Source organism: Comamonas sp. UBA7528, from assembly GCF_002479375.1.
GTDB lineage: Bacteria > Pseudomonadota > Gammaproteobacteria > Burkholderiales > Burkholderiaceae_C > Comamonas.
On record NZ_DLMU01000014.1, the window covers coordinates 316217 to 328543 of the forward strand.

Here is a 12327-nt window from a genome sequence, read left to right on the forward strand (position 1 = left end):
GCTGCCGTGCAGGGGCGCCATATGCCAGGCACCCGCAGCCCATGGGGGGTGACTGCCCGCCGTTTTGCCTGCGGCGGGCAGGACGCACTGGCCGGTCACCGCAGTTCGGTACAACGGGCCGTGGTGCGCCGGGATACCGGCCATGGGGGGAACCCCTGCGGATGGGGTTCGTTGATGGAGACCCGTGGGCTGCCGGTCAGGACGCGGCCATCAGCGACGGGCGCCACGGGCCGAGAGATTGAGCAGGAGCTGCAGATTGGTGCATCTTGCGAGACGGATGCAGCAATTTGGCAGATCAGGCGGCTTGCACACCGCGCAGCGCCAGTGTCTGAAGCAAGCCCTGCCGCTGTACCTCAAACGCCCGGGCTTGCGCCAGCAGCCACTGCTCGATGGCATCCAGCACCCGCGATGGCTGGCGCGTGCGCACGAACATATAGGATGCCTGCGCGGGCACGCGGCACCCGAACAAGGGCACCAGCCGGCCTGCCGCCAGATCGTCCATGACCAGGGCGGTGCGGCCCAGCGCCACCCCCTGCCCGGCGCAGGCCGCACTTTGCGCCAGCATCGCCAGGTTGTAGGTGCGGCCCAAGGTCCAGTCGGGGGGCGGCAGCGCCATGTGCGCAAACCAATGCGCCCATTCGGCGTGGGTGCTGGCGCCTTCCCAGGGGCTGAAATCGTGCAGCAACATATTCCCCGTCAGGCCCTGGGGCGTTGCCAGTGCCGGGTGTGCGGCCAGGAAGGCCGGGCTGGCCACAGGAACCAGCCATTCGCTCAGCAGTTTGCAGGCGTGCAGATCGGGATAGTTCCCAAGGTCAAAGCGCAGCGCCGCGTCCACGCCGTCGCGCAGCATGCGCCCGCGGTCCAGTGCGTGGAACTCGGCCTGTACGCGCAGATCGATCTGCGGGTGTTTTTGGAAGAAGGTACCCAGCCGGGGCGTGAGCCAGGCCATCGCAAAAGAGGGCGCACAGCTCATCGTCACCGGTTGCCCCTCGCTCTCCTGTCGCAGATCGGCCAGCGTGTTTTCAATGGATTGCAGCGATTCGCGCAGCACCCGGCCCAGCAAGAGCCCCTCGGGCGTCAGCGTCAGCCCGCGCGGTGAGCGCAGCAGCAGCGGGCGCCCCAGCCATTGCTCCAGCTGCTTGACCTGCTGGCTGACGGCGCCCTGGCTCACGCACAGGTCTTCGGCGGCGCGGGTGAAGCTGCCATGTCGTGCTGCCGCGTCAAAGCAGCGCAGCCAGGACAGCAGCGACGGTGAGAGCAGGCGTGTGGAGGTGCTCATTATTAGTATCGTTGAGGTTGCCCTGACTATAAGTGACTTGCATCCGGTCTGTGGCGAGCCAAGAATGGGCGCCTCCCTGTGAAAGACTGCCACGCGATGCCCACTTCCGACCCAACCCTGATGCGCCTGAAACAATCTCTCCCCTTGCTGTGGCTCAACCCGGCGCGCACTACTGCGGTGGCCGCGCAGGAAGTCGGTCAGGCCCTCGCCGCCACAGGATCCTATAGCCCGGCAGAGCGCCAATACATTAGTCTGGCTGATATTGAAGCTGCCCGGTCGCGCTTCAAGCGCTTTGCGCCGCTGCTGGCCAAGTTGTTTCCCGAGCTGGCCGCGTCGGGCGGTGTGATCGAGTCCGCACTGTCCCCCGCACCCGCCGTGGCGTCGCTGGTGGGCGTGGGCGCCGGGCAGGGGCGTGTTCTGATCAAGCAGGACCATGCATTGCCTGTCGCCGGGTCGATCAAGGCACGCGGCGGGCTGCACGAAGTGCTGGAATTTGCCGAGCGTGTGGCCACTGCCAACGGCCTGCTGCCCAGCCAGCCCGGCGCGGCCGACTATGTCGCACTCCTGAGCGAGCGCGCACGTGAGGTGTTCGCCCGCCACAGCGTGGCCGTGGGCTCCACCGGCAACCTGGGATTGAGCATTGGCGTGATCGCATCGGCCCTGGGCTTCAAGGCCAGCGTGCACATGTCGGCGGATGCCAAGGCCTGGAAGAAGGACCGCTTGCGCCAGCGGGGTGTCGAGGTCGTCGAACACGCCGGCGACTACGCCCAGGCCGTGGCCCAGGGTCGCGCACAGGCCGCAACCGATCCCCTGGCACATTTTGTCGACGACGAGCGCTCGCTCTCGCTGTTCCTGGGCTATGCGGCCGCCGTCTTCGGTGTGCGCCGCCAGCTGGCGGAGCAGGGCATTGTGGTGGACGCCCAGCACCCGCTGTTCGTGTACCTGCCGTGCGGTGTGGGCGGGGCTCCGGCGGGCATTGCCTTCGGTGTCCGACAGATTCTGGGCCCCCATGCGCATTGCTTCTTTGCCGAGCCGGTGCAGTCGCCCTGTGTGCTGGTGCAGATGATGGACGGAGCGGACGGCCCGCAAGGCCCACACCCCACGGTGTATGACTACGGGCTGCACAACCGGACCGAGGCCGATGGCCTGGCCGTGCCGCAGGCCTCGCGCCTGGCCAGCGCCGCCATGCGCGAGGTGCTGGGCGGTATCTACACGGTCGAGGATGCGCAGCTCATGCGCTTTGTCTACCAGCTTGAACAGGCCGAAGGCCTGCGCGTGGAGCCTTCGGCGACCGCCGGTATGGCCGGTCCGTCGATGCTGTTGGGCACGCCCGAAGGGCAACGCTATCTGCAGGAGAGTGGGCTGCAGGCGCATCTGGCACAGTCCACACATGTGGTCTGGACCACGGGGGGGCTGTTCGTTCCGCCCGCGCAGTACCAGCAGTTCTGGGAGACCGGGCGCGATCTGCTGGCCCAGCAGCCATAAGGACGCTGCGCTGCGTCCTGCTGCGTGCACCTCCCTGCCATTTTTTGCCCGTTTCCATTGCCATCGCCATCGCTGACATGTCCATTTTCACTGTGCCTCCTGCAGCCGCCATCGGCGCACCGATTTCCGATATCGACACGCCGGCGTTGCTGCTGGACCTCGACGCCTTCGAGCGCAACCTCGACAATCTGCAGGCCTGTGCCAATGCCGCAGGCATGGCCTTGCGCCCGCATGGCAAGGCACACAAATGCCCGGTCGTGGCCCTGGCCCAGATCGCACGTGGTGCGGTCGGCATCTGCTGCCAGAAAGTGTCCGAGGCGATTCCCTTCATTGAAGCCGGGGTGCGCGACATCCACATCAGCAACGAAATCGCTACGCCCGGCAAGGCGCGCCTGCTGGCGCAGCTGGCCTGCCATGCACGCATGAGCGTGTGCGTGGACGATCTGCAGCAGGTCGAATGGCTGGCGGCTGCAGCGCAAGAAGCCGGGGCCGAACTGACCGTGCTGGTTGAGATCGACATCGGCCATGGCCGCTGCGGTGTGGCGGATCTGGATCTGATGGCCCGTATCGCGGGCCGTATCCAGTCACTGCCCCGGCTGTCTTTCGGTGGCTTGCAGGCCTACCACGGTACGGTGCAGCATGTCCGCCTGCCGGGGGAACGCCAACAGATCATAGATGCTGCGAACGCGCGCATCCGCCAGGCCAGGGCGCGGCTGGAAAGCGAGGGACTGCCCTGCGCGGTCGTGACCGGCGGAGGCACCGGGAGTGCCGACATCGACTTTGCCAGCGGCGTCTATACCGAGCTGCAGGCCGGCAGCTACGCCTTCATGGATGTGGACTACAGCCACAACCAGCCATCCGGAGCGGGCGTGCCTTCCTTTGCGCACAGCCTGTTTCTGGCGACCCGCGTGATGAGCCGTGCCGCAGGCACGCATGCCGTGCTGGATGCAGGCTTGAAATCCATGAGCCTGGAAAGCGGTCTGCCCCAGGTGTGGAATGCGGCCCAGGCCCGGCCCGATGCCGTGCTGGCCTGTACCGGTGTCAGTGACGAGCACTGTACGGTGGGGTTGGCAGCGGACGCGGCCAGCACGGCAGGAACCACTGCCTTGCCAGCGTTGCCGGCTCTGGGGGAACTGGTGCTGCTGGTGCCGGGGCACGTGGACCCCACGATCAACCTGCACGACAGCCTGATTGGCTACCGGCATGGCGTGGTCGAATCTATCTGGCCCGTTGCGGCGCGCGGTCTGAGCCGCTGAACCTTCTGCCGACAGGGTGCTCCTGCAGCATGCTCTTTTGACGAGCCTGCCGGCTCCCCGTGAGCGGGCCGGCACCATCTGCGGCGGGCCGCGCCTGGTGTTCAGCCAAAGCGCGATGGATCGTAGGGCGCAGGGTCTACATACGGGGTCTGGCCGCACATGCGTTCGGCCAGAAGCCGGGCGGATGCCGGGCCCAGGGTGAAACCCTGGTGGCCATGGCCAAAATGGAACCACAGGCCGCGGTGGCGCGGTGCCGGGCCGATGACGGGCAGCATGTCCGCAGAACACGGGCGGGCACCCAGCCAGGGCTGTGCTTCGACCGGCTGGCCCAGGCCCAGAAGCCGCTCGGCGGCACGTTCGGCCGCGTGCAGCTGCACCGGTGTCGCCGGTGCGCCGGCACGGGCAAATTCGGCCCCGGTGGTCAGGCGCAGGCCGCGTTGCATCGGCGCCAGCACCACACCATGGTCAGTGTCGAGCACGGGCCGGCGCAGCGTTCCTCCACCCTGGTAATGGCGGTGGTATCCCCGCTTGGTGAACAGTGGCAGCCGGTAGCCCAGTCGGCGGGTGTGCGCTTCGGCCCACGGCCCGAGCGCCAGGACGGCTGCCTCGGCCTCCAGCGCACCGTCACGGGTCTGAACGCGCCAGCCCAGTCCCGTCTGCTGCAGGCTGTCGGCATCGCCTTCGACGATGCGGCCACCGTGCTGCACGAACAGCGCGGCATAGTGTTCGACCAGCGCTCCCGGGTCGGAAATGGTCCAGGGGTCACGCCAATGGATGGCGCCTGCCGGCGTCTCGCGCAGGCCAGGCTCCAGCTGGCCCAGGGCGGCTCCGTCCAGCGCAGCCCAGTCCAGCCCGTGGGCTTGCGCAACCTGGGCTGCGTTGCGCAGCGCCGTGTCCAGCAAGGCGGGCTGCCGGTACAGCTGCAGCCAGCCTTCCTTGCGCACCAGGTGCTGCGCGCCCGCGGCGTCAATCAAAGGCTCGTGTTCGGCAATGCAGTGTGCGATCAGCCGTGCATAGGCGGCGCAGGTGTTCGCGTACGGCGCGGGGGCCGAAGACTGCCAATAACGCAGCAGGCGGCCTGCCAGGGAGGGCAATGCCGTCCAGTGCACATGCACGTCATTGCCTTGCCCTGTCGCCACGCGCCACAGTGCCTGCCAGCTGCGTGGGAAGGCGTAGGGCTGCACGGCCTCGCGCTGGATGAAGCCGGCGTTGCCGTACGAGGTTTCGCGGCCCGGTGGGCGGCGGTCCACCAGCACGACCTGGCGCCCGCGTTGCTGCAATGCCAGCGCCGTGCTGACGCCGACCATGCCCGCGCCGAGAACCAGGACTTCGGATGCCATGGTGTGTGTTCCTGTTTGGGGGAAAGGGAGTTATCAGCCGCGCAGCGCCGCCACGACCGCAATCTCGATGCGGGCCGGGGCCACCAGTTCGGTGCAGACAGTCGCGCGCACCGGCAGCGGATCGGCGAAGTGGCTGGCGTAGGCGGCATTGAATGCGGCGAAGTCCTCCTTGTGCGTGAGGAAGACGTTGACCGAGACCACGTCGGCAAGCGACAGGCCTTCGGTGGCCAGCGTGGCGGCAATGCGCTCCAGCGTCAGGTGTGTCTGCGCCGTGATGCCTTCGGGAATGCTGCCATCGGCGGCAAACGGCATCTCGCCGGACAGGAAGGCCAGGCCGGCGGCCGTGCGGATCTTGGAAAAGGGGAGGGCGGGCATGGTGGACATGGAAGGGACTCCTGGGTGCGGAAAACCGAAAGGCTGAAAGGCGCTGGAAACGCGCCGAAGTGCACCATTCTGGCGGGCTGCGGTACTGGCCAGGTCCCCCGTGCTGCGCAGAAATCAGAATGGTCGATTGCCGATCCAGCAATTCGGTGCCTGCTGGCACGCCGCCTTTCACGCGCCGGGCAATCGGACGTCCCCTGTGTCGTCCACGTCGTCCGCATCGCCGCCGCTTTCGTCGCCGTCGGCGCGGATGGCCGCCACCAGGTACTGCACAAAGGCGTACACGGCTTCCTGCAGATTGCGCCCGGCCAGCGTCTGGACTTCCAGATAGCGCTCGTTCATCTCGCGGTCGCGCAGGGGAATGGCCCGCACTGCGTTGCCGCCGCGCCGCGTACGGACCGACAGTTCGCCATAGAACGCCACGCCCAGTTCACTGCTGGCGGCGTAGCTGACCAGTGCGTCGGCATGGTTGCTCACCAGCACCTGGCGGTACCGCAGGCCTTGGCGGCTGCAACTGATGTCGAGCAACTGCCGCAAGGTGCTGCTCTTGAGCGGCAGCACCAGCGGGTAGGCCGTCACTTCGCGCAGCGACAGTTGCGGCCGTGAGGCCAGCGGGTGCCTTTCCCCCAGCACCGCCATGATGGGGCAGGGGTGGCGCAGCTCCACGCGGATGTCCGGCTCGGGGACCGAGCTGAGGGTGATGCCGATGTCGACCTCGCCATCTCGCACGCGCCGGGCCACATCGCCCTGCGAGCAGACGTCAAGCCGGAACACAACGCCTTCGTAGCGGCGCTGAAACTGCGCGATCAGCGTGGGAATGAAGTCATGGGCGAAGCCTTCGACCGAGGCGATGCGCACCTGCCCGGTGCGCAGGCCGCGCAGCGACTGGATTTCGCTGGTGACGCGCTCAATGTCCTGCTCGACCCGGCGCGCGTGGGCAGCCAGCAGTTCGCCCGCCGAATTCGGCACCATGCCACGCGAGCGACGCTCGAACAGCAAGGTGTCCAGGTCGCTTTCCAGCCGCGCAATCTGGCGGCTGACCGCAGAGGGGGCTACGTTCAAGCGCGTGGCGGCCTCCTTGATGGAACCCGTGCGCACCACTTCCAGGAAATAGCGCACGGCTGCTTCCTGCAGCACCCGGCTGCTGGCTGTGGCAGGACCGATTCCTGCTCCGGTATCTGTTTTACCCATCGCGCCATCCTTCCAACACGTATGAATTCTATTTTTGGCAATGAATTATTCTAAACATTGCGCTTGTGGCATCGGTTGAGCACTCTTAGCATGAACTCGTATTCAGCACGTTCAGCGCCCCCACGGTGGTTGTGGATCGATCCGGATCGTTGTTCCTGTGCTGGTGTTTTTCCCTCGTCCCCTTGTCTCACCGAACCTGTCGCTTCACCATGAAATCCATCACCGCTTTCACCCGCCTGGCCGTGGCTTGCTCGTTGAGCCTGGTTGCCGCCGTCCCCGCCATCGCTGCCGATGCCTACCCGTCGAAGCCCGTCACGCTGGTCATCCCGTTCTCGCCTGGCGGTGCCACGGATGTGATCGGTCGCCTGCTGGGGCAGAAGCTCGGTGAAAAACTGGGCCAGCCTGTGATCATCGACAACCGCCCGGGCGCGGGCACCATCATCGGTGCGACGTATGTGGCCAAGGCTGCGGCCGACGGCTACACCTTGCTGGTCAGCTCCGGCAGCACCTTCACGGTCAACCCCGCCATCCGCCCCAACCTGCCTTATGACCCGGTCAAGAGTTTCGATCCCATCGGTATTCCGGCACGCACCGGGTTGATCGTGCTGGCCAACAGCGCGGTGCCGGTGTCGGGCGTGAAGCAGTTTGTGGAGTACGTCAAGAAGTCGCCTGGCAAATACGCATTCGGCTCCTTCGGCAGCGGTACGACCGCCCACTTTGCCGGCGAGCTGGTACTGGCCAGAACCGGGATCGACATGACCCATGTGCCCTACAAGGGCAGCGCACCGGCGATGACGGACCTGATCGGCGGGCAAATCCCGTTCTCGGTCGATACCGTGGCCGCGGCCATCCCCCAGATCAAGAACGGAAAGATCAAGGCCGTTGCCGTGACCACGGCCAAACGTTCGTCCCTGCTGCCCGACGTGCCGACCTTCGCCGAGGCCGGCTTCAAGGATATCGACATGGACACCTGGCTGATCATCGTTGGCCCCAAAGGCATGCCAGCCAGTGTGAAGGCCAAGCTGGAATCCACGCTGGCGGAGGTCGCGGCCGCCCCCGATGTGCAGGAAAAGATGAAGGCCCAGGGCTTTGACCCCGCCTATGCCAACAGTGCCGCAGCCACCGCCTTGATCCGCCAGGAAATGCCCGTGATGAAGAAGCTGGCCGACAGCGCGCACATCACCGCCGATTGATACCGCACCCATCCACCCCGCTGCTGGCCGTCAGCATGCGGGGGGTTTTTGTATCTGTACCTATGAGAGAGACATCCATGCACACCGCCCCATCATCCAGTCCGTCGCTGGTCGAACTGTCTGCCGTCGAACTGCGCCGCCTCATTGGTGCGCGGCAGATTTCGCCGGTTGAACTGCTCGATGCCTGCATCGCCCGCATCGACAGCGTCAACCCTTATGTCAACGCTGTCACCGCGACCTGTTTTGACCGCGCGCGCAGTGAAGCGCGTGCCGCCGAAAAGGCGGTGATGGCGGGCGCTCCGCTGGGGCTGCTGCATGGCCTGCCGCTGGGCGTGAAGGACCTGGAGCCCACCGAAGGGCTGCTCACCACCTGGGGTTCGCCCATCTACCGCGACCACGTGCCGACCCAGGACATCGAGCTGGTGGCCCGCCTGCGCCGTGCGGGTGCCATCGTGGCCGGCAAGACCAATGTGCCGGAGATGGGCGCGGGCGCCAACTCGCGCAACGATGTCTGGGGCGCGACCGGCAACCCTTTCAACCCCAATCTCAACGCGGGCGGCTCGTCGGGGGGATCGGCTGCGGCACTGGCCTGCGACATGCTGCCGGTGTGCACCGGCTCGGATACCGGCGGTTCCCTGCGCATTCCGGCCGCCAAATGCGGCGTGGTGGGGTTTCGCCCCTCGCCGGGTATCGTTCCCAGCGTGCGTAAGCTGCTGGGCTGGACGCCGCTGTCGGTCGTCGGGCCCATGGGGCGCACGGTGGAAGATGCCTGCCTGCAGCTGGCGGCCAGTGCAGGGGTGCATGCCGGTGATCCCTTGAGCTATCCGCTGGATCCAGCCTCCTTCCTTCACCCTGCGCGCACCGACCTCAGCCGCTTGCGCGTGGCATGGACGGAAGACTTTGGCGCTTGCGACGTGGATGAGGGCATCCGCGCCACATTCCGGCAGAAGATCGCAGCCATGCGCCACCTGTTTGCGGCCTGCGACGAAGTCAAGCTGGACCTGGGCGATGTGCACCGCTGCTTCGACGTGCTGCGCGCCGAATCCTTTGTCGCTGGCATGCAGGCTGCCTACGAGCGCGATCCCGACAGCCTGGGTCCCAACCCGCGTGCCAACTACGAAATGGGCGCCCGCATGAGCCTGTTGGACGCCGCCTGGGCGCAGGCAGAGCAGACGCGGCTGCTCAAGCGCTTTCAGGACACTTTTGCCGACTACGACCTCATTCTGTCGCCGACCACGCCGGTCTCGCCCTTTCCCTGGACACAGCTGTACGCCGCACAGGTTGGCGGTCAGCAACAGGCCAACTACTACCGCTGGCTGGCGCTGACCTATGTGGTCACGCTGACCACGCACCCGGCCATTTCGCTGCCGTGCGGCACAGACCATGCCGGCATGCCCTTTGGCCTGCAGGTGGTTGGCGGCTTTCGCCGCGACCACGAGCTGCTGGGTGCCGCCCATGCGATGGAACAGGCGTTTGCCACCCAGGAGGCACTGCGCCGTCCACGCCCGGACCTGGCCGCGCTGCGGCCCGCAGAGCCGGCGCTGACCTCCATCGTCACGGCACCTCCCGTGCTGCATGCACAGGGCGCCGCCGTGGAGGCCGTGTCAGCGGTCTGATGGACTGATGGACTGATACCCATGGTACCCATGCACCGGGATGCGAACAGCGTGGAAACCATCCGTTTGAGCCAGACACGCTCAAGCGGTTGGGCTCCGCGCTGTTCACACCCGAGGGGTGGAAGCAGGTGGCCCTGTTACCCACTGTCGGTGGCGTGGCGGCGCGGGGTGCCACGCCACCGGCCGCCCGGTGCAGACTCAGTGCATCGGCCTGCTGAGCCGTTTGCTCGCCCTGGAGATGGTGTAGTTCACCAGGCAGTACAGCAGTGCCACCACCAGGTACACGGGCACCAGCGCGTTGTAGTTGGCAATGAGCACCTTGGCGTTCTGCATCAGCTCACCGTAGGTCACCACGTAGCCAAAGGTGGTGTCCTTGACCACGATGACCAGTTGCGCCACCAGGGCCGGAACGATGTAGCGCAGCGCCTGCGGGAAGACGACCAGAAAGAACACCTGGGCTTCGGTCATGCCCAGGCTGCGCGCCGCATCGGTCTGGCCGCGGGGCACCGCCAGCACGCCGGCGCGGTAGACCTCGGCCACCACGGCAGCGGTGCTCAGGCCGATGGGCAGGGTCAGCATCCAGTAGGTGCCCAGCTTGATGCCCAGCGTGGGCAGCACCAGAAAGCACACATAGATGAGCAGCAGCGTTGGTGTACCGCGCAAAAACTCGATGACGGCGATGCTGGGCCAGCGTACGAACTTCAGGCGCGACAGGCGCCCCACCAGCAGCACCAGGCCGAAGGACAGCGCGATGGCGGCTGCCATCGCTGACGACTTCAGCGTGCCGAGCAGGCCCTTGGCGAGGAAGGTCCAGGTCGTCGGCCAGGCAAAGAATTCCCAGAACGGAGCGTCAAGCTGCCCTGCGGCATGGAACTGGTAGGTGATGGCCGCCGCCAGCACCAGCAACATGGCTGCGGCCATGGCGCTGGCCACCCGGGTGGTGGTACGCGCCCGCGGGCTGGGCGCCGCAAACAGAATGTCTTCCAGAGGGCGGCTCATCGCAGTATCCGCAGCTTCTTGTCCAGGGTGGCGCCCGCCCAGGCAATCAGCAGCCCGGTCGCCACGTACAGCGCGGCGGCCACCGCGAACGCGGCCATGCCCGCAGCGGAGTCGGTGGCGATCTTGGACACCAGCGAGGTGAGCTCCCGGCTGGCAAGCGGCACCTGCGACGCCAGCGAGGTCGACAGCATCAGCGCAATCAGCAGCGATGTCATCGGCTGTACCACCGAGCGGAGCGCCTGCGGCAACACGACGACGGCAATGATGTGCCTGGGCCGCATGCCCAGGCTCAGTGCGGCTTCGATCTGGCTGCCGGGAATGGTGTTGATGCCCGCGCGCAGGTAATCCGCCGTGAAGGCCGAGCACACCAGTGTCAAGGCCAGGATCACGCTGGGTTCATAGTCGATCACCACATTGAGATCAGGCAGCGCGAACACGATGAAGATCAGCAGCGCCACGCTGGGGATGTTGCGGAAGATCTCCACATAGCCGGTCAGCACCCAGCGCAGCGGTGGCACCGGCAGCAGCCGCAGCACGGCCACGGCCGTGCCCAACAGGAACCCGGGCACGAACGATACGAGCGTGAGCTTCCATGTCAGCAAAAGAGCCTGCCAGAAGGCAGGCCCGTACTCGGTCAGAAGCCTGGAAACCTCGGCCATCGCTCAGGGGTGGGCAGGCGGCGTCGGAACGGCGGTGCTGCCGGTGCGTTGTCCGATGGAGACCGTCCAGAGCTTGGCCCAGGTGCCATTGGCTTCCAGCTTTTTCAGGAAGGCATTGACGAAGGCCACGCCGTCCGAACCCTTGGGCAGTCCCACGCCGTAGGGGTCCTGTGCACCAAAGGGTGCGCCTGCCAGCCGCGCGTTGCTGACGCCAAGGCTCAGGGCGTTGAGCAGCAGCGTGTAGTCGGTCACATAGGCATCCACCCGTCCCTGTCGCAGTCCGTCCAGGGCTTCCTGGTGCGTCTGGAACTCCTGCACGACCGCTTTGGGTGCGTACTGGGCAAGGATCGCCGGCCCCGTGGAGCCAGCCTGCGTGGCAACTTTCTTGCCGGCGAGATCGCTGTACGACTGGATCGCCTTGTTGTTCGCCTTGACCAGTACCCCGGCCTGCGAGGTGTAGTACGGGCCGGCGAACGAGATCTTCTCGGCGCGTGCAGGGGTGATGGAGTAGGTGGCGAACACCATGTCCACCTGGTCGTTGATGAGCACCTGCTCGCGCGTCGACGAATTCACCTGCGTGAACTGGTACTTGGCGCCATCGCCCAGGATGTAGCGCGTGAGGAGCTGGGCCAGGCCCGCGTCGAAGCCGCGGATCTTTCCATCTTTCTCGTTGAGCAGCGAGAACAGATTGGACGTCTGCGTGCCGCCAAAGCGCATCGTGCCGGCCTGCTTGATCTTGGTGGCCCAGCTGCTCGATGCGATGGTCGCGACGTCGGCGACCGGGCCCTGGGCGACCAGCGCGTCAAACGCCGCAGCATTGATCGGTGTGCCCTGTGCGAAAAGCGATCCACTGGCCATGATTGCCAGTGCCGCCACGGTGGATTTCAGAATGGATGGAATCGGCATGCGGTCTTCTCGGATGGTCTGT

General features: G+C 66.3%; 11 protein-coding genes. 4 read left to right on the forward strand and 7 right to left on the reverse strand.

Annotated elements, in window-relative coordinates:
• Nucleotides 1-295 precede the first annotated feature (295 nt).
• On the reverse strand, nt 296-1279 hold the full coding sequence (locus tag B3349_RS17140) for a LysR family transcriptional regulator (RefSeq protein WP_291590550.1): 984 nt from the start codon (nt 1277-1279) through the stop codon (nt 296-298).
• A 96-nt stretch (nt 1280-1375) separates the two neighbouring features.
• Between B3349_RS17140 and dsdA the strand changes: the two genes are divergently transcribed.
• Both dsdA and B3349_RS17150 read left to right on the forward strand, forming a co-directional pair.
• Nucleotides 1376-2764, forward strand: a complete 1389-nt coding sequence (gene dsdA, locus B3349_RS17145) for a D-serine ammonia-lyase (protein WP_291590552.1) — start codon at nt 1376-1378, stop codon at nt 2762-2764.
• 77 nt (nt 2765-2841) lie between these two features.
• Complete coding sequence (locus tag B3349_RS17150; RefSeq protein ID WP_291590554.1) at nt 2842-4020, forward strand: DSD1 family PLP-dependent enzyme; 1179 nt, start codon at nt 2842-2844, stop codon at nt 4018-4020.
• Nucleotides 4021-4121: 101 nt separating this feature from the next.
• Here the strand turns inward: B3349_RS17150 and B3349_RS17155 are convergent, their stop codons facing one another.
• The 3 genes from B3349_RS17155 to B3349_RS17165 all read right to left on the reverse strand — a co-directional run bounded on the left by B3349_RS17155 (nt 4122) and on the right by B3349_RS17165 (nt 6932).
• Nucleotides 4122-5360, reverse strand: coding sequence for an NAD(P)/FAD-dependent oxidoreductase (locus B3349_RS17155; RefSeq protein ID WP_291590556.1), 1239 nt, complete (start codon nt 5358-5360; stop codon nt 4122-4124).
• A 33-nt stretch (nt 5361-5393) separates the two neighbouring features.
• Nucleotides 5394-5744: a RidA family protein gene (locus B3349_RS17160; RefSeq protein ID WP_283338371.1), complete on the reverse strand. Its 351-nt coding sequence runs from the start codon at nt 5742-5744 to the stop codon at nt 5394-5396.
• 168 nt (nt 5745-5912) lie between these two features.
• A complete protein-coding gene (locus B3349_RS17165; RefSeq protein WP_291590564.1) occupies nt 5913-6932 on the reverse strand; it encodes a LysR family transcriptional regulator in 1020 nt (339 codons plus the stop codon).
• 209 nt (nt 6933-7141) lie between these two features.
• Between B3349_RS17165 and B3349_RS17170 the strand changes: the two genes are divergently transcribed.
• Both B3349_RS17170 and B3349_RS17175 read left to right on the forward strand, forming a co-directional pair.
• Nucleotides 7142-8125, forward strand: a complete 984-nt coding sequence (locus B3349_RS17170) for a Bug family tripartite tricarboxylate transporter substrate binding protein (protein WP_291590565.1) — start codon at nt 7142-7144, stop codon at nt 8123-8125.
• Nucleotides 8126-8202: 77 nt separating this feature from the next.
• The gene (locus B3349_RS17175; RefSeq protein WP_291590566.1) at nt 8203-9741 is read left to right on the forward strand and encodes an amidase; all 1539 of its coding nucleotides are present in this window, start codon (nt 8203-8205) and stop codon (nt 9739-9741) included.
• A gap of 198 nt (nt 9742-9939) precedes the next feature.
• On the opposite strand, the gene B3349_RS17180 is transcribed toward B3349_RS17175, so the two are convergent.
• From B3349_RS17180 to B3349_RS17190, 3 genes are read right to left on the reverse strand one after another with little or no spacing between them, the layout of a single operon-like run.
• Nucleotides 9940-10740 (reverse strand): amino acid ABC transporter permease, encoded by an 801-nt coding sequence (locus B3349_RS17180; protein ID WP_291590568.1) that lies wholly within the window; start codon nt 10738-10740, stop codon nt 9940-9942.
• Nucleotides 10737-11399 carry an amino acid ABC transporter permease gene (locus B3349_RS17185; RefSeq protein WP_291590569.1) on the reverse strand — a complete coding sequence of 221 codons (663 nt, stop codon included), beginning with the start codon at nt 11397-11399 and terminating at the stop codon, nt 10737-10739. The genes B3349_RS17180 and B3349_RS17185 overlap by 4 nt, the downstream gene beginning before the upstream one ends.
• A 3-nt stretch (nt 11400-11402) precedes the next feature.
• A complete protein-coding gene (locus B3349_RS17190) occupies nt 11403-12305 on the reverse strand; it encodes a glutamate ABC transporter substrate-binding protein (protein WP_291590570.1) in 903 nt (300 codons plus the stop codon).
• Nucleotides 12306-12327 lie beyond the last annotated feature (22 nt).